The organism is Geodermatophilus arenarius, from assembly GCF_042654585.1.
Lineage (GTDB): Bacteria > Actinomycetota > Actinomycetes > Mycobacteriales > Geodermatophilaceae > Geodermatophilus > Geodermatophilus arenarius.
Map to the genome: position 1 here is coordinate 281,377 of NZ_JBHSGR010000001.1, position 16,159 is coordinate 297,535.

The window sequence follows — 16,159 nt, forward strand, 5'->3', positions numbered from 1 at the left end:
TGTGGACGGGCGCGGGCCGTCCGGCGGGCGCCGGGTGCACGCTGCGCGCCGTGTCCGCCCTCCGCTCAGTCCCCCTCCGCCGGGGTCACCACGACGCCGACCGCGCCCGGCCCGACGTGCGCGCCGACCGCCGCCCCCAGCTCGCTGACGTGCAGCTCCCGGACGCCGGGCACGGCGCGCTGCAGCTCGGCGGCCAGGCGCTGCGCGCGCTCGGGCGCGGCCAGGTGGTGGACGGCGAGGGAGGCGCCCGGGCCGCCGGCGGCCTCCTCCGCGCGCTTCACCAGCCGGGCGAGGGCGCGCCCGGAGGTGCGCACCCGCTCCAGCGGGACGACCCGCCCCTCGGCCACGTGCAGCACCGGCTTGACCGCCAGCGCGGTGCCCAGCAGCGAGGCGGCCGAGCCGATGCGGCCGCCGCGGCGCAGGTGCTCGAGGGTGTCGACGACGAACAGCGTGCGGGTGCGCGCGGCGGTCCGCGCGGCCACGGCGGCGACCTCGGCCGCGGTGGCGCCGTCGGCCGCGGCGCGGGCGGCGGCGAGGACGGGGAAGCCGGTGCCCATCGCCGTCGACCGCGAGTCGACGACGGTCACGAGGTGCTCCCCCACCTGGGCGGCGGCCAGCCGGGCGGCGTCCCAGGTGCTCGACAGCTCGGCGGACAGGTGGATCGACACCACCCGGTCCGCGCCCTCGGCGAGCCGGCGGCGGTAGGCGGCGACGAAGTCGCCGGGGGTCGGCCGCGAGGTCGAGACGTGCTGCCCGCGGGAGGTCAGCGCCCGGGCGACGTCCTCCGGGGTGATCTCGGTGCCCTCCCGGCCGGAGTGCCCGGCGAGGACGACGTAGAGCGGGACCACCTCGATGCCGTACCGCGCGACGAGGTCGGGCGGCAGGTAGGCCGTGGAGTCGGTGACCACGGCGACGGACACCAGGGGAGGCTAGCCCGACGCCGACCGGCGGCTGACGCGCAGGCGGACGGCCGGTGGCCGGCGGGTGACCTCAGAGGACCGCGTCGGCGTCCTGGGTCGGCGGGGGCGCGGCGCCCTCCGGGGTGGCCGCGGCGTCGGCCGGGACCGGCGCCGGGGCGCCGACGGCCGGTCCCTCGACCCGGCCCGGCAGGGCGGCGACGACGGCGTTGTGCCGCATCAGCCGCCACCGGTCCCCCTGCCGGGCGAGCTCGCTCCAGCCGCAGTTGGCCAGCGGGCCGAACACCCGACGGTGCTGCGGGCCGAGCTCGAGCAGGGCCTCGACGAGTCGGCCGGCGGTCCCGCCGTGGGTGACGACGACGGCCACCTCGGCCGGCGGCAGGTCGCGCAGGGCGGCCAGCGCGCGGCGGGCGACGTCGGCGGCCTCCTCGCCGCCGCGGCCCTGCACCGGCCGGCCCGCGAGCCAGTCGGCGTACTGCTCGGGGTGGCGCTCGGCGACCTCGGCGCGGGTGAGCCCCTCCCAGCAGCCCAGCCCGTGCTCGCGCAGCCGCTCGTCCAGCCGCAGCGGCACGCCGAGCAGGCCGGTCAGGGCGGCGGCGGTGTCGGCGGCGCGGACCAGGTCGCTGGCGACCACGACGGTCGTCCCCGGCGCCAGCCCGGCCGCCACCAGGTGGGGCGCGGTGCGGGCGGCCTGGGCGCGGCCCTCCGCGTCCAGCGGCGGGTCCATCTGGCCCTGGAAGCGCCCGGTGGCGTTCCACTCGGTCCGTCCGTGCCGCCAGACGACCAGCCGGGGCACCGGCAGGTCGAGGGCGGCGGGAGCCGTCACCGGCCGGTCGTCCCCGCGTCCCCGTCGGCGGCGCCGCCGAGGGGCTCCTCCTGGAGCGGGTCGCCCTCGAGGGCGTCCTCGTCGGCCAGTTCGTCGTCGGTGAGGTCGTCCTCGGTGAGGTCCTCGGTCGGGTCGGGTGCCAGCGGGACGGGGTCGGAGCTGCCCGGGTCGACGTCGTCGGTGGACAGCGTGCCGGTCGCGGCGGGCGCCCCGTCGGCGGCGGGCGGGGCGGCGCGGTCGACGAACGGGATGGTCGGGCAGTCCTTCCACAGCCGCTCGAGGGCGTAGTAGGCGCGCTCCTCGGCGTGCTGGACGTGCACCACGACGTCGACGAAGTCCAGCAGCACCCAGCGGGCCTCGGCGACGCCCTCGCGGCGGACCGGCTTCACGCCGTGCCGGCGCAGCCGCTCCTCGACCTCGTCGACGATCGCCTGCACCTGGCGCTCGTTGGGCGCCGCGGCGAGCACGAACGCGTCGGTGATGGCCAGGCGGTCGCTGACGTCGACGATCGAGACGTCGGTGGCGAGCTTGTCCGCGGCGGCCTGGGCGGCGAGCAGCGCGGTCTCCCGGGCCTCGGCGGAGGCGGTCATCGGGGCACCTCCCGGAGGTGGGCAGACGGTGGGTCGGTGGGGTCGGGGTCGGCCGGGTCCGCCTGCGCGGCGGGCGGGGGGCGGTCGTGGGTGGGCCGGTCGCCGCGCGGGCCCGGCGAGCGCCGGCCGCCGGCGCGGTACAGGCCCCGCTTCTCGATGTACTGCACCACGCCGTCGGGCACCAGGTACCAGACCGGCATGCCGCGGGCCACGCGGTCGCGGCAGTCGGTGGAGCTGATCGCCAGGGCCGGGACCTCGACCAGGCTGACCGCGCCCTCGGGCAGGTGCCCGTCGGCGAGGACGAAACCGGGGCGGGTGACCCCGATGAAGTGGGCCAGCCGGAGGAACCGGTCGCTGTCGCGCCAGCTGAGGATCTGCGCCAGCGCGTCGGCGCCGGTGATGAAGAACAGCTCGGCGTCGGGACGCTGGGCGTGCAGGTCGGTGAGCGTGTCGATCGTGTAGGTCGGGCCCTCGCGGTCGACGTCGACCCGGCTGACGGAGAACCGCGGGTTGGAGGCGGTGGCGATGACGGTCATGAGGTACCGGTCCTCGGCGGGGCTGACCTCGCGCTCGGTCTTCTGCCAGGGCTGGCCGGTGGGGACGAAGACCACCTCGTCGAGACCGAACAGCCCGGCCACCTCGCTGGCGGCGACCAGGTGACCGTGGTGGACGGGGTCGAACGTCCCACCCATCACGCCGATCCGGGTACCAGCCACCGATCGAGCCTAGCCGGGCACCGCACCGGCGGCCCGGGTGCACCCGGCGGATCCGGTCCCGGACGGCCGGGCGCGGGGCGCCGCCGCACCCGGCCGTCGGGACGGGACCGTCCCGGTCGCGACCGGCACCCCCGTGCCGTCGGTCGCGCCGTCCGCGCTCCCGACCGCGACGACGGGAGCACGGGCCGGGCACCGTGTCGCGTCTCGGTGCCCGCGCTGACCAACGGCGCTGCCGGCCACCGGTTACGCGCGGTCTCGCAGAGGGTCCCCCGGGCGTGTCGCTGGAACCGGGTGGTGTCAGAGCGTGGTGACGAACTCCGCCAGCTGGGTGGCGTTGCGGCACTCGACCATGTCGACGACCTCGCCGTAGCGGTCGGCGGCGGAGTCGCCGCTGCCCCACAGCCGCCGCGGCTCGGGGTTGAGCCAGTGCGCCGAGCGGGCGCGGCGGACCAGGTCGGCGAGCACCGGCAGGCCGGGCTGGCGGTAGTTGGTCCGCCCGTCGCCGAGCACCAGCAGCGAGGTCTTCGGCCCGACGGCGGTGGGCCAGCGGTCGGCGAACACCTCCAGGGCGTTGCCGTAGTCGCTGTGCCCGTCGAAGGCGACGACGTCGGCCTCGCGGCCGATCCGCGCGACGGCGCCGGCGACGTCGGCGCCGGGCCGGAAGAACCGGGTCACCTCGTCGGTGGAGTCGACGAAGGCGAACGCCCGGACGCCGGAGAAGTGCTCGCGCAGCGCCTGGGTGAGCATCAGCGTGAAGTGGCTGAACCCGGCCACCGAGCCGCTGACGTCGCAGAGCACGACCAGCTCGGGCTTGTGCACCTTGCGCGGCCGGTGGTGGGTGACCACCGGCACCCCGCCGGTGCCGAGGGAGGCGCGCACGGTCCTGCGGAAGTCCAGCCGGCCCTGGCGGCCCATCCGCCGCCGCGCCGACAGCCGCACCGCGAGCCGGCGGGCCAGCGGCGCCACCGCCCGCCGCAGCTCGGCGAGGTCGGACTGCTGGGCGCGCAGGAAGTCGACCTGCTCGGCCAGCGGCCGCACCGCGCTCTTCGCCACCCGGTCGCGCCCGCGGTCGGCCGCGGCCCGGCGGCGCACCTCGGCGTCGACGGCGGTGCGGAAGGCGGCCAGCCGCTCGCGGACGGTCTGCCGGGCCACCTGCTCGGCCAGCCCGCCGCGGCCCCCGTCGCCGAGCAGCCCGGCCAGGAGCTGCGTGACCAGGGTGTCCGGCGACAGCGCCCGCATCACCCGGTAGCCGAAGTAGGACTGCCCCGACGGCGACGCCGGCGCCCGCCCGAGCTGCTCGACCGCCTGGCGGGCGAAGCGGCGCAGCGCCTCGTCGTCGCCCTCGAGCAGCAGCCGGGCCAGCTGCTCGCGCATCCGCTGCGCGAGGTCGCGCTCGTCGCCGTCGCCGTGCCCGTCGGGCAGGTCCAGGGTCGAGCCGTCGCCAGCCTGTGGCTCGCCGTCGGCGGGGTCCGCGTCGTCGCCGGCGGGGCCGGGAGCGGGCCGGTCCGACAGCGGCCACCACAGGTCGAACAGCACGTCGTAGGCCGGGCGCTGCGAGGCGCGCTGCAGCAGCACCGCCGCCAGCCCGTGCCGCAGCTGTTCGCGGTCGAGCAGGTCGACGACGGTGAGGATCTCCGCGGCGTCGACGGCCTGGCTGATCCCGACCGGGATGCCGGCCTCCCGCACCGCCCGCACGAAACCGTCGAGGTGACCGGCCAGCCCCCCGGCGGGCGCCGACGGCGCGGACATCAGTTGAGCCGCAGCTCGGCGGCGGCGCGGTCCTGGTCGCTGGCGTGCTTGAGCACCACGCCGAGCGTCGAGCGCACCGCGGTCTCGTCGAGGGTGTCCAGGCCGAGCTCGAGCAGGGTCTGCGCCCAGTCGAGGGTCTCGGAGATCGACGGCGACTTCTTCAGCTCCATCGCCCGCAGCGCCCGGATGGTGCGCACTAGCTGCTCGGCCAGCCCCGGCGCGAGGTCGGGCACCCGGGAGAGCACGATCTCCCGCTCCCGCTCGGCCGAGGGGTAGTCCAGCGACAGGTACAGGCAGCGCCGCTTGAGCGCCTCGGACAGCTCGCGGGTGGCGTTGGAGGTGAGGACGACGGTCGGCCGGCGGGTGGCGGTCACCGTGCCGAGCTCGGGGATCGTCACCTGGAAGTCGCTGAGCACCTCCAGCAGCAGGCCCTCGACCTCGACGTCGGCCTTGTCGGTCTCGTCGATGAGCAGGACGGTCGGCTCGGTGCGCCGGATCGCGGTCAGCAGCGGCCGGGAGAGCAGGAACTCCTCGCCGAAGATGTCGTCGTGGACGGTGTCCCAGTCCGCGCCGTCCCCGCCCTGCGCCGCCTGGATCCGCAGCAGCTGCTTCTTGTAGTTCCACTCGTACAGCGCCCGCGCCTCGTCCAGGCCCTCGTAGCACTGCAGCCGGATCAGCTCCGAGCCCGTGGCCGCCGCCAGCGCCTTGGCCAGCTCGGTCTTGCCGGTGCCCGCCGGGCCCTCGACCAGCAGCGGCTTGCCCAGCCGGTCGGCGAGGAAGACCGTCGTCGCGATCTGCGCGTCGGGCAGGTACCCGGCGGTCGACAGCCGCTTGCTCACGTCGGCCACCGAGGAGAACTGGGGCGACTGCGTCGGCGGGCGGGGCATGCGACTCCTCGGATCGGGGGCCGGGATCAGCGGGTGTGGCCGTTCCCGGTGACGACGTAGGTGGTGCTGGTCAGCTCGGGCAGGCCCAGCGGCCCGCGCGCGTGCAGCTTCTGGGTGGAGATGCCGATCTCGGCGCCGAAGCCGAACTCGCCGCCGTCGGTGAACCGGGTGGAGGCGTTGACCAGGACGGCGGCGGCGTCGACCCCGGCGGTGAACGCCGCGATGGCCGACGCGGAGTCGGCGACGATCGCCTCGCTGTGCCCGCTCCCCCACGTCGCGATGTGCCCGAGCGCGGCCGGCAGGTCGTCGACGACGCGCACCGCCATGTCCATCGACAGGTACTCGGTGGCCCAGTCCTCGTCGGTGGCCGGGACGACGGCCTGGAGACCGGACTGCGCAGCGGCGTCGATCGTCGCCTGGTCGCCGTGCAGGGTGACGCCGGCGTCGACCAGCGCCGACAGCAGGCGCGGGAGGAACGGCACGTCGCGGTGCACGAGCAGCGTCTCCGCGGAGTTGCAGACGCTCACCCGGTGGGTCTTGGAGTTGAGCACGATCGCCTCGGCCATCGCCGTGTCGGCGGAGGCGTCGACGTAGACGTGGCAGTTGCCGACGCCGGTCTCGATCACCGGGACCTGCGCCTCGCGGACCACTCGCTGGATGAGCGAGGCGCCGCCGCGCGGGATGACCAGGTCGACGTGCCCGCGCGCGGACAGCAGCTCGCCCACCGAGGCGCGGTCGGCAGGCAGCAGCTCGACCGAGCCCTCGGGCAGCCCGGCCTTCTGCCCGGCCTCCATGAGCACGGTGACCAGCGCGAGGTTGGTCCGGTACGCCGAGGCCGACCCGCGCAGGAGCGCCGCGTTGCCGCTCTTGAGGCACAGGCCGGCGGCGTCGACGGTCACGTTCGGGCGGGCCTCGTAGACGATCCCGACCACGCCGAAGGGCACCCGGACCTGCCGCAGCTCCAGCCCGTTGGGCAGCCGCGAGCCGCGGACGACGTCACCGACCGGGTCGGGCAGGGCGACCAGCTCGCGCAGCGCGGCGGCCACCCCGGCCACCCGCCCGGCGTCCAGCCGCAGCCGGTCGAGCACCGACGGCGGCGTGCCGTCGGCCTCGGCGGCCGCGACGTCCTGGGCGTTGGCGGCCAGCACCTCGTCGGTCCGCTCGACCAGCGCCTCGGCCATCGCGGTGAGCGCGGCGTCCTTGACGTCGGTCGGGAGGGTGCGCAGGACGCGGGACGCGGCGCGGGCACGCAGCGCGGCGGCCCCGATCAGCGGCAGGTCGGCGGCGTCGGACACGCCCCGCAGGGTACGCGCCGCCCCCTCCAGCCGGGCACCTCCGCCGCTGTGTGAGAATGGTTCTCATGAGCACGACGACGCGCGCCCTCGCCGCGACCACCGCCGCCGCCACCGTCCTGCTGCTGGCCGCGTGCGGCTCCTCCGGGGAGGACGAGGCCGCGGCCGCGGACGGCGTCTCGGTCCAGGCCGCCTTCTACCCCCTGCAGTGGGCGGCCGAGCGGGTCGGCGGTGACCGCGTCGACGTCGAGTCGCTGACCCCGCCGGGCGCCGAGCCGCACGACCTGGAGCTCACCCCGCAGGACGTCGCGTCACTGACGGAGGCCGACCTCGTCGTCTACCTCGCCGGCTTCCAGCCCGGCCTCGACGACGCCGTCGCCGAGGCCGGGGACTCCGCCTGGGACGCCGGCGAGGCCGCCGACCTGTCGCTGACCGCCGAGGAGCACGGCCACGAGGGCGAGAGCGAGGCGGAGCACGCCGAGCACGCCGGCGAGGAGGGCGAGGCCGTCGACCCGCACTTCTGGCTCGACCCCACCCGGCTGGCCGACGTCGGCGACGCCCTGGCCGACCGGCTGGCCGAGGTCGACCCCGACGGCGCGGACACCTACCGGGAGAACGCCGCGGCGCTGCGCACCGACCTCGAGGCGCTCGACGCCGAGATGGAGCAGGGGCTGGCGGACTGCGCGGTGACCACGCTGGTCACCGCGCACGACGCGTTCGGCTACCTCGGCGAGCGGTACGGCCTCGACGTGGTGGGCGTCAGCGGGCTGAGCCCGTCGACCGAGCCCAGCCCGGCGCAGCTGGCCGAGATCTCTACGCTGGTCCGGGAGCGCGGGGTGACGACCGTCTACACCGAGACCCTCGTCGACCCCGCCGTGGCCGAGACCGTCGCCGAGGAGGCCGGTGTGCGAACCGCCGTCCTCGACCCGATCGAGGGCCTGACCGACGAGTCGGCCGGCGAGGACTACCTCGCGGTCATGCGCGCGGACCTCGCCACGCTGCAGGAGGGACAGGGCTGCGCATGAACGACGCCGCGCTCCGGCTGGCCGGCGCCACGATCGGCTACGGCGACGTGGCCATCGTCCGCGACGCCGGCCTGACCGTCCGGCGCGGCGAGGCCGTCGCGGTCCTCGGCTCCAACGGCTCGGGCAAGACCACCCTCATGCGGGGCGTGCTGGGCCTGGCCACCGTCCTGGGCGGCACGGTCGAGGTGCTCGGCGCCCCGGTCGGCCGGCTGCGCGAGCGCGGCCGCGTGGGCTACGTCCCGCAGCGGCACACCGTCAGCGGCGCGATGCCGGCCACCGTGCGCGAGGTGGTCGGCGTCGGCCGGCTGCCGCGGCTGGGACTGTTCCGCCGGCCCGGCCCGCGCGACCGGGCGGCCGTCGCCGAGGCGGTCGACGCCGTGGGCCTCGCCGACCGGCTCGAGGACCCGGTCGCCTCCCTCTCGGGGGGCCAGCAGCGCCGGGTGCTGGTGGCGCGGGCGCTGGCCGCCGAGCCGGAGCTGCTGGTCATGGACGAGCCGACCGCCGGCGTCGACGCCGCCAGCCAGGCCGCGCTGGCCGCGGTGCTGACCCGCGTCGCGGCCGCCGGGACGACACTCGTCGTCGTGACCCACGAGACCGGCCCCCTCGCTGGCGTCCTGGCGCGCGCGGTCGTCGTCGACTCCGGCCGGCTCACCTACGACGGGCCGCTGGCCGGCGCCGGCCCCGCCGGCCCCGACTGCCACCACCCCGGGGAGAGCACCGAGCCGGCGGCGCGCGGCTACCGCCTGGACCAGCCGCGGCCGGCGCCGGACGCCGTGCGCGTGCGCGACGGGAGCCGCTGACGTGGAGCTGCTCGAGTACGGGTTCATGCAGCGGGCGCTGCTGGCCTCGCTGATGGTCGGGCTGGTCGCGCCCGCCGTCGGCGTCTTCCTGGTGCAGCGCCGGCTGTCGCTGCTCGGTGACGGCCTCGGGCACGTGGCGCTGACCGGCGTCGGCATCGGGGTGCTCACCTCCACCGCGCCGGTGGGGACGGCGCTGGTCGCCGCCGTGCTGGGCGCGGTGCTCATCGAGCTGGTCCGCGCGCGCGGGCGGACCAGTGGCGACGTCGCCCTCGCGGTGCTGTTCTACGGCGGCATCGCCGGCGGCGTCGTGCTGCTGTCGCTGGCGCCGCGCGGGCAGGCCACCAACCTCGACGCCTACCTGTTCGGCGCGATCACCACGACGACCGGCGCCGACGTCGCCGTCTTCGGCGTCATCACCGTCGTCGTCCTCGCGGTCGTGTGGCTGCTCGGCCGGCGGCTGTACGCGGTCAGCGACGACGAGGAGTACGCCCGGGCGGTCGGCCTGCCGGTGCTGCCGCTCAACGTGGTGCTGGCCGCGCTGGTCGCCTCGACCGTCGTCCTGTCGATGCGCGTGGTCGGCCTGCTGCTGATCAGCGCGCTGATGATCCTGCCGAGCGCGGTCGCCCAGCTGGTCGGGCGCAGCTTCCGCGCCACGCTGCACCTGGCCTGCGCGATCGGCCTGGTGGTCAGCGTCGGGGGGACGGCGGCGTCGTACTACACCGGCACCCCCTCCGGCGGCACGATCGTGCTGCTGGCCATCGCCCTGTTCCTGCTGGTCACGGTGGCCGTGGCGCTGCGCGAGGCGACGGCGCGGCGCCGGCACGGGCGGCGGGTGCAGGTGCACGCCGCGCACCCGCACGAGCACGGCGACGGCTGCGGGCACCGCCCGGTGCCGCACGGCGACCACGTCGACTACGACCACGACGGGCACCTGCACGCGCCGCACCGAACCGGCACGGGCGTGCACTACGACGAGCACGACGGGCCTGCCCACCCGCCCGCCGCCGCCGTCCCGCCGACGGTGGGGACGGAGCGGCCGTGAGCGCACCCGAGGTCCCGGTCCGCCGCCAGACCCGCCAGCGGACCGCGGTCATGGCCCTGCTCGAGGAGCTCGACGGGTTCCGCACCGCCCAGGACCTGCACGCCCTGCTGCGCGAGCGCGGCGACGCGGTCGGCCTGGCCACCGTCTACCGGGCCCTGCAGGCGCTGGTGGACGACGGCCTGGTCGACGTGCTGCGCGGCGAGGACGGCGAGGCCGCCTACCGGCGCTGCTCGCCGGTGCACCACCACCACCTGGTCTGCCGCTCCTGCGGGACCACCGTGGAGGTCGCCGACCCGCCCGTGGAGCGCTGGGCCGCGAGGGTGGCCGCCGAGCACGGCTTCGCCGACGTGCAGCACCAGCTGGAGGTCTTCGGCACCTGCGGCAGCTGCACCGCCGCTCAGCGGTAGGGGTCGGTCACCTCGCGCAGCCGGGTGAGCGCCGCACGGAGCTGGGCCGTGGCCTCCTCGCCGAGGTGGGCCGTCCACTCGGCCTCGACCTCGGCCTCCACCCGGCGGGCGATCGCCACCAGCTCCCGCCCGCGCTCGGCGATCTGCACCAGCCGGGCGCGGGCGTCGGTGGGGTCGGGGACGCGGCGGACGTAGCCGGCACGCTGGAGCTGGTCGACCAGGTGACCGGCGGTCTGCTTGGTGACCAGCGCCTGCGCGGCCAGGTCGGTCAGCCGGGTGCCGGACGGGCCGATCCGGGCGGCGACGCGCGCCTGGGCGAGGGTGAGGTCGTCGTGGCCCTCGGCCGCCAGCGTCGCGAGGAGCCGGGCCTCCATCGCCCGGTGCGGGTAGAAGCACAGCAGGGCCAGGTTCTGGTACCCCTGCTCCCCGTCGTCCCGGCCCGGGCGGTCCCCGTCCTGCCGGACCTCGTCGCGAACGCTCACGCCGCCCCTTGACGTTGGTCAGATGATCTGACTGAATGGTCAGACCATCTTACCAACACCGGGGAGGTCGTCGTGGACCTCGACGACGTGTGGCGCACCATCGACGCCCAGCGCCTGAGCCTGGCCGACCTGCTCGACGACCTGTCGCCGGCCGAGTGGGAGACCCCGTCCCTGTGCGACGCCTGGCGGGTGCGCGACGTCGCCGCGCACCTGACGCTGGCGCAGATGGGCCCGTGGCCCCTGACGGTCGCCGCGATCCGGGCGGGCGGCAGCTTCAACCGGATCATCCGGGACACGGCCCTGCGCGTCGGCCCGCTGCCCGACGACGAGTACGGCCGGCGGATCCGGGCGATGGTCGGCTCCCGGCGGCGGGCGCCGTTCATCTCCCCCATCGAGCCGCTCACCGACGTCCTCGTGCACGGGCAGGACATCGCCCTGCCGCTGGGCCGCGAGCGGCCGATCCCGCCGGTCCCCGCGGCCGTGTCGGCGAGGCGGGCCTGGGCGATGAGCTTCCCGTTCGGGGTGCGGAAGCGGCTGGCCGGCCTGCAGCTGCGGGCCACCGACAGCGACCTCGTGCTGGGCGAGGGTGCTCCGGTCGAGGGCACGACCGGCGACCTGCTCCTGCTGATCACGGGGCGCACCGCCACGGTGCACCGGCTCTCCGGCGAGGGCCGGCAACGGCTGCCGGCGGCGGACGGCCGCCGGGAGGAGTCGAGGAGGACGACATGACCCTGGGCGTGATCACGGACGTGTCCGCACCCGTGGAGCTCTACGACGCCGTGCACGCGGCGATGCTCGAGCGGATCGAGCAGATCGGCCCGGCCCTCGACGGGCTGCTGCTGCACCTGGCCCGCCCCACCGCGGACGGCTTCCAGGTGATCGGGGTGTGGGAGTCGCGCGAGGACTACGAGCGCGGGAACCGGGAGGTGGTCGGACCGGTGTTCGCCGAGGTCCTGCGGGGGCAGGCACCCCCCGCTTCCGTGGACACCGAGTTCGAGGTCCGCGGCCTCGTGCTGCCGCGGGCCGGCGTCGCGGTCTGACGTCGCGCTCTCGTCGGAGAGGGGGACGAGGTCATGTGGGCGGTGATCGAGGACGCGTCCGCACCGGCGGAGCAGCCGTACGACGTGGTGGAGCTGTACGACACCGTGCACCGGCTGCACCTCGAGCGCACCGGTGGGGAGGTCGACGGGCGGCTGGTCCAGCTGGCCTGGGCGACCGCCGACGGGTTGCGGGAGGTGGCGGTGTGGGAGTCCCGCGAGCAGTACGACCGCTACGGCCGCGAGGGCATCGGGCCGCTGGTCGCGGAGGTCCTCGCGGGGCGGCCGTGGCCGACCGTGGTGGTCACCCCGTTCGACGTCCGCGGCCTGGTCGTCCCGGCCGGCGGGGTGGCACTCCCCGCCGGCCGGTGACCCGCCGGTTCAGTTGAGGGCGCGGGTGCCGGGCGGCAGGACGCCGCCGCCGACCATCTCGACGACGGCGTCCTGCAGCGCGGTGAGCGCGACCCGCTGGGTGAACGGGCCGGTGGAGACGCGGGCCACGCCGAGCTCCTGCATCTCGCGGGCCGGCAGCGACGCGCCGGGCACGCTGATCAGCGTCAGCCTGTTCCGCCCCAGGCCCTCGACCACCGCGGCGATCTCGTCGCGGTCGACCAGGCGGGGCACGAACACGACCGGCGCGCCGGCCTCCAGGTAGGCCTTCCCCCGGCGGATCGCCTCGGCGACCAGCTCGCCGCGGTCGGCGCCCTGGGGAGCGCGGACGAAGGCGTCGGTGCGGGCGTTGAGCACGAAGTCGATGCCGGCGTCGCGCCCGGCGCGCACCACCGCCTCGACGGCGGCCACGGCCTCGTCCAGCGGCTTCATCTGGTCCTCGAGGTTGCCGCCGACGACGCCCTTCCCGATGGCCCGCCGGGCGGTCTCGCCGGCGTCGCCGTAGCCGGCCTCCATGTCCATGCTGACCGGCAGGTCCACGGCGGCGGTGATCCGGCCGACCATGTCCAGGTGCAGGTCCAGCGGGATGTTCTCGCCGTCCTCGTAGCCGAAGGTGGCGGCGATGCCGTGGCTGGCGGTGGCCAGGGCCCGCACCCCGTCGGTGGCCGCCACCACCTGCGCGGAGACGACGTCCCACACGTTGGTGAGGACGAGGATCTCCGGGGCGGTGTGCAGGTCGAGCAGGGTCCGGGCGCGGGTGGCGAGGTCGGTCACGGGACCCGACCGTACGGCCTCGTCCAGAGGCTCGCACCGGGCTCGCGAGGGGTGAGGAGGACGAGGTCCTTCACCGGTCGCGCAGCGCGCGCAGGGCGGCCTTGCGGGCCTCGCCGGCGAGCCGGTCGAGGAACACCTTCCCGTCGAGGTGGTCCACCTCGTGCTGCAGGCAGCGGGCCATGAGCCTGGTGCCCGCCAGCCGCAGCGGCTCCCCGTGCACGTCGAAGCCCTCGACGACGGCGGACATCGCGCGCACCGTGGGCGCCCAGAGCCCCGGGATGGACAGGCAGCCCTCGTCGCCGTCCTGGGTCTCCTCCGACAGCTCCACGACCCGCGGGTTGACCAGGTGGCCGATCTCGCCGTCGACGTTGTAGCTGAACACCCGGGCGCTCACCCCGATCTGCGGGGCGGCCAGCCCGGCGCGGCCGGGGTGGTCGACGGTCTCCTCGAGGTCGCGGACCAGGGCGGCCAGTTCCTTGTCGAAGGCCCGCACCTCGTCGGCGGGCGTGCGGAGCACGGGGTCACCGAGCTCGCGGATGGGGCGGATCGTCACCCGGGCAGTCTCGCAGCCGTCCGCGGCCGCCCGACCAGCACCATCTCGTCGCGGTGCACCACCTCGCGGCGGTACTCCGGGTCGAGGTCGGTCGTGCGGCGGCCGAGCAGCGTCGGCAGCTCCCGGGCGTCGTAGGCGACCAGTCCGCGGGCGACGACGGTGCCGTCGGGCCCCACGAGCTCGACCGGGTCGTCGGCCAGGAAGTCGCCGTCGACGCCGGTGACCCCGGCGGCCAGCAGCGAGGCGTGCCGCTCGCGGACCGCGCGCACCGCGCCGTCGTCGAGCACCAGCCGCCCGCGCGGCCGGCTGGCGTAGCGCAGCCAGAACTGCCGGCCCGAGGGACGGCGGCCCGAGGGCTCGAACAGCGTGCCGACCCGCTCGCCGGCCAGCGCGGCCGCGGCCTGCGGCGTCGAGGTGACCACGACCGGCACGCCCGCGCCCGAGGCGATCAGCGCCGCCTCGACCTTGGTGGCCATGCCGCCGGTGCCGACGCCGTTGCGCCGGGCGGTGCCGAGGGTGACCGCGGCGAGGTCCCCCGGGCCGCGGACGGTGTCGAGCAGCTGCGCCGGGCCGGTGCGCGGGTCGCCGTCGTAGACGCCGTCGACGTCGGACAGCAGCACGAGCGCGCCGGCGGCGGCCACGTGCGCCACCAGGGCGGCGAGCCGGTCGTTGTCGCCGAAGCGGATCTCGTCGGTGGCGACCGTGTCGTTCTCGTTGACGATCGGGATCACGCCGAGGGTGAGCAGCCGCTCCAGCGTCTGCCGGGCGTTGCGGTAGTGCCCGCGGCGGGTGAGGTCGTCGGCGGTCAGCAGCACCTGCCCGACGGTGACGCCGTGCCGGTCGAAGGCGTCGGCGTAGGTCTGCACCAGCCGCAGCTGGCCGACGCTGGCCGCCGCCTGCGCCGTCGCCAGGTCCCGCGGCCGGCCCTCGACGCCGAGCGGCGCCAGGCCCGCCGCGATCGCGCCGGAGGACACCAGCACCACCTCGCGGCCCTGCGCCCGCACCGCCGCGAGGACGTCGACCAGCGCGGCGAGCCGGTCGGCGTCCAGCCCGCCGGGCAGCGTGGTCAGCGACGAGGACCCGACCTTGACGACGACCCGGGGCGCGCCGGCGACCTGCGGACGGGCGGTCACTCGGTCTCCCCGGGCAGGTCGTCGTCGGTCCACGTCTCGGTGAGCTCGTAGGGCACCCGGCGGGCCTTCTTCGCCGCCAGCCGCTCGGCCGCGCGCACGCGGTGCGGCGCGTCGATGCGGTTGTCGGTGCCCCGGCCGCCCAGGCCCGCGGTCTCCTCGGCCAGCGGCGTGCCGGCGGGCAGGCTGGGCGCGAAGTCGAAGGCCACGTCGCCGATGACGACGGTGTCGCCCTCCTGCGCGCCGAGCTCCGTCAGCTCGTCCTCGACGCCGAGCCGGTTGAGCCGGTCGGCCAGGTAGCCGACCGCCTCGTCGTTGGTGAAGTCGGTCTGCCGCACCCAGCGCTCGGGCTTCACGCCGCGGACGACGTAGGCCTCGTCCTCGGCGTCGAAGGCGACGGTGAACCCGGAGTCGTCGACGGCGCGCGGGGTGAGCGTGACGCGGGCGGGCTCGGGCGCCGGCAGCGCGGCGCGGTGCTCCTCGACGGCGGCGGCCAGCGCGTAGCCGAGCTCGGGCAGCCCCTCCCCGGTCGCGGCGCTGACCGGGAACACCCGCAGCCCGCGCTCCTCCAGCGCCGGGCGGACGAGGTCGACCAGCTCGCGGCCGTCCGGCACGTCGATCTTGTTGAGGACGGCGAAGCGCAACCGGCCCACCAGGTCCAGCTCGTCGCCGCCGGCCGCGCCCTCGGAGTACAGGGCGAGCTCGCGCTCCAGCGCCTCGATGTCGCTCTCCGGGTCCCGGCCGGGCTCGAGCGTCGCCGTGTCGACCACGTGCACGAGCACCGCGCAGCGCTCGACGTGGCGGAGGAACTGCAGGCCCAGGCCCTTGCCGGTGGCCGCGCCCGGGATCAGCCCGGGCACGTCGGCCATCGTGAACACGGTGTCGCCGGCGCGGACGACGCCGAGGTTGGGCACCAGCGTGGTGAACGGGTAGTCGGCGATCTTGGGCCGGGCCGCGGACATCGCCGCGATCAGCGAGGACTTGCCCGCCGAGGGGAACCCGACCAGGCCGACGTCGGCGACGCTCTTGAGCTCGAGGACGGCGTCGAAGCTCTCCCCCGGCTCCCCGAGCAGCGCGAAGCCCGGGGCCTTGCGCCGGGGGTTGGCCAGCGCGGCGTTGCCCAGCCCGCCCTTGCCGCCGTGCGCGAGCACGACGCGGGTGCCGGCACCCATGAGGTCGGCGACCACCTCGCCACCGACGCTGACGACGGTGCCCTCGGGGACGCGCAGCACGCGGTCCTCGCCGCGGGCGCCGTGCCGGTGGCTGCCGGCGCCGGGCCGGCCGTTGCCCGCCCGCTGGTGCGGGCGGTGGTGGAAGTCGAGGAGCGTGTGGACCGAGGGGTCCACCTCGAGGACGACGTCGCCGCCGTCCCCTCCGTTGCCGCCGTCGGGTCCGCCGAGGGGCTTGTACTTCTCGCGGTGCACGGACGCGACGCCGTGACCGCCGTTGCCCGCGGCGACGTGCACGACGACGCGGTCGACGAACGCGGCCATGTCTGCTCTACCTGCTCACTGCTCGCTCAACGACGACGAGCGCACGGGC

19 protein-coding genes are annotated in these 16,159 nt (G+C 76.4%); 7 read left to right on the plus strand and 12 right to left on the minus strand.

What is annotated here, in order from left to right; genetic code table 11:
• Window positions 1-65 precede the first annotated feature (65 nt).
• From ACFO3M_RS01315 to ACFO3M_RS01345, 7 genes are all read right to left on the minus strand, one after another.
• A complete protein-coding gene (locus ACFO3M_RS01315) occupies window positions 66-920 on the minus strand; it encodes a DegV family protein (RefSeq protein ID WP_387985353.1) in 855 nt (284 codons plus the stop codon).
• A 70-nt stretch (window positions 921-990) separates the two neighbouring features.
• Window positions 991-1,743, minus strand: a complete 753-nt coding sequence (locus tag ACFO3M_RS01320; protein WP_387985355.1) for a histidine phosphatase family protein — start codon at window positions 1,741-1,743, stop codon at window positions 991-993.
• The gene (rsfS, locus tag ACFO3M_RS01325) at window positions 1,740-2,333 is read right to left on the minus strand and encodes a ribosome silencing factor (protein ID WP_387985357.1); all 594 of its coding nucleotides are present in this window, start codon (window positions 2,331-2,333) and stop codon (window positions 1,740-1,742) included. The genes ACFO3M_RS01320 and rsfS overlap by 4 nt, the downstream gene beginning before the upstream one ends.
• A complete protein-coding gene (gene nadD, locus ACFO3M_RS01330) occupies window positions 2,330-3,049 on the minus strand; it encodes a nicotinate-nucleotide adenylyltransferase (protein ID WP_387985360.1) in 720 nt (239 codons plus the stop codon). Before nadD ends, rsfS begins: the two co-directional genes overlap by 4 nt.
• A 297-nt stretch (window positions 3,050-3,346) precedes the next feature.
• Window positions 3,347-4,798 (minus strand): vWA domain-containing protein, encoded by a 1,452-nt coding sequence (locus tag ACFO3M_RS01335; RefSeq protein WP_387985362.1) that lies wholly within the window; start codon window positions 4,796-4,798, stop codon window positions 3,347-3,349.
• A complete protein-coding gene (locus tag ACFO3M_RS01340; RefSeq protein WP_387985364.1) occupies window positions 4,798-5,685 on the minus strand; it encodes an AAA family ATPase in 888 nt (295 codons plus the stop codon). Before ACFO3M_RS01340 ends, ACFO3M_RS01335 begins: the two co-directional genes overlap by 1 nt.
• Window positions 5,686-5,711: 26 nt before the next feature.
• Entirely contained in the window at window positions 5,712-6,980 is a 1,269-nt protein-coding gene (locus ACFO3M_RS01345) for a glutamate-5-semialdehyde dehydrogenase (protein ID WP_387985365.1), read from the minus strand.
• Between the two features lie 65 nt (window positions 6,981-7,045).
• On the opposite strand from ACFO3M_RS01345, the gene ACFO3M_RS01350 reads away from it, so the two are divergent.
• The 4 genes from ACFO3M_RS01350 to ACFO3M_RS01365 are packed head-to-tail and all read left to right on the plus strand — an operon-like array spanning window position 7,046 to window position 10,251.
• Entirely contained in the window at window positions 7,046-8,002 is a 957-nt protein-coding gene (locus ACFO3M_RS01350; protein WP_387985367.1) for a metal ABC transporter substrate-binding protein, read from the plus strand.
• The gene (locus ACFO3M_RS01355; protein WP_387985370.1) at window positions 7,999-8,802 is read left to right on the plus strand and encodes a metal ABC transporter ATP-binding protein; all 804 of its coding nucleotides are present in this window, start codon (window positions 7,999-8,001) and stop codon (window positions 8,800-8,802) included. The genes ACFO3M_RS01350 and ACFO3M_RS01355 overlap by 4 nt, the downstream gene beginning before the upstream one ends.
• A 1-nt stretch (window position 8,803) precedes the next feature.
• Window positions 8,804-9,844, plus strand: coding sequence for an iron chelate uptake ABC transporter family permease subunit (locus ACFO3M_RS01360; protein WP_387985372.1), 1,041 nt, complete (start codon window positions 8,804-8,806; stop codon window positions 9,842-9,844).
• Window positions 9,841-10,251 carry a Fur family transcriptional regulator gene (locus tag ACFO3M_RS01365; RefSeq protein ID WP_387985374.1) on the plus strand — a complete coding sequence of 137 codons (411 nt, stop codon included), beginning with the start codon at window positions 9,841-9,843 and terminating at the stop codon, window positions 10,249-10,251. The genes ACFO3M_RS01360 and ACFO3M_RS01365 overlap by 4 nt, the downstream gene beginning before the upstream one ends.
• Here ACFO3M_RS01365 and ACFO3M_RS01370 read toward each other — a convergent pair.
• Window positions 10,242-10,733 (minus strand): MarR family winged helix-turn-helix transcriptional regulator, encoded by a 492-nt coding sequence (locus ACFO3M_RS01370; protein WP_387985377.1) that lies wholly within the window; start codon window positions 10,731-10,733, stop codon window positions 10,242-10,244. The genes ACFO3M_RS01365 and ACFO3M_RS01370 overlap by 10 nt on opposite strands.
• Window positions 10,734-10,805: 72 nt before the next feature.
• On the opposite strand from ACFO3M_RS01370, the gene ACFO3M_RS01375 reads away from it, so the two are divergent.
• Genes ACFO3M_RS01375 through ACFO3M_RS01385 form a run of 3 tightly spaced genes read left to right on the plus strand, consistent with a single transcriptional unit; the run spans window position 10,806 to window position 12,142 of the window.
• Window positions 10,806-11,462, plus strand: a complete 657-nt coding sequence (locus ACFO3M_RS01375) for a maleylpyruvate isomerase family mycothiol-dependent enzyme (RefSeq protein ID WP_387985380.1) — start codon at window positions 10,806-10,808, stop codon at window positions 11,460-11,462.
• The gene (locus ACFO3M_RS01380; protein WP_110007157.1) at window positions 11,459-11,773 is read left to right on the plus strand and encodes a hypothetical protein; all 315 of its coding nucleotides are present in this window, start codon (window positions 11,459-11,461) and stop codon (window positions 11,771-11,773) included. The genes ACFO3M_RS01375 and ACFO3M_RS01380 overlap by 4 nt, the downstream gene beginning before the upstream one ends.
• Window positions 11,774-11,806: 33 nt before the next feature.
• Complete coding sequence (locus ACFO3M_RS01385; RefSeq protein WP_387985383.1) at window positions 11,807-12,142, plus strand: hypothetical protein; 336 nt, start codon at window positions 11,807-11,809, stop codon at window positions 12,140-12,142.
• A 9-nt stretch (window positions 12,143-12,151) separates the two neighbouring features.
• Here ACFO3M_RS01385 and ACFO3M_RS01390 read toward each other — a convergent pair whose 3' ends face one another.
• From ACFO3M_RS01390 to obgE, 4 genes are all read right to left on the minus strand, one after another.
• Complete coding sequence (locus tag ACFO3M_RS01390; protein WP_387985385.1) at window positions 12,152-12,934, minus strand: isocitrate lyase/PEP mutase family protein; 783 nt, start codon at window positions 12,932-12,934, stop codon at window positions 12,152-12,154.
• Window positions 12,935-13,004: 70 nt separating this feature from the next.
• Window positions 13,005-13,487 (minus strand): peptide deformylase, encoded by a 483-nt coding sequence (gene def / locus ACFO3M_RS01395; protein WP_387985387.1) that lies wholly within the window; start codon window positions 13,485-13,487, stop codon window positions 13,005-13,007.
• Complete coding sequence (gene proB / locus ACFO3M_RS01400) at window positions 13,484-14,620, minus strand: glutamate 5-kinase (RefSeq protein ID WP_387985389.1); 1,137 nt, start codon at window positions 14,618-14,620, stop codon at window positions 13,484-13,486. Before proB ends, def begins: the two co-directional genes overlap by 4 nt.
• Complete coding sequence (gene obgE / locus ACFO3M_RS01405) at window positions 14,617-16,110, minus strand: GTPase ObgE (protein WP_387985391.1); 1,494 nt, start codon at window positions 16,108-16,110, stop codon at window positions 14,617-14,619. The genes proB and obgE overlap by 4 nt, the downstream gene beginning before the upstream one ends.
• Window positions 16,111-16,159 lie beyond the last annotated feature (49 nt).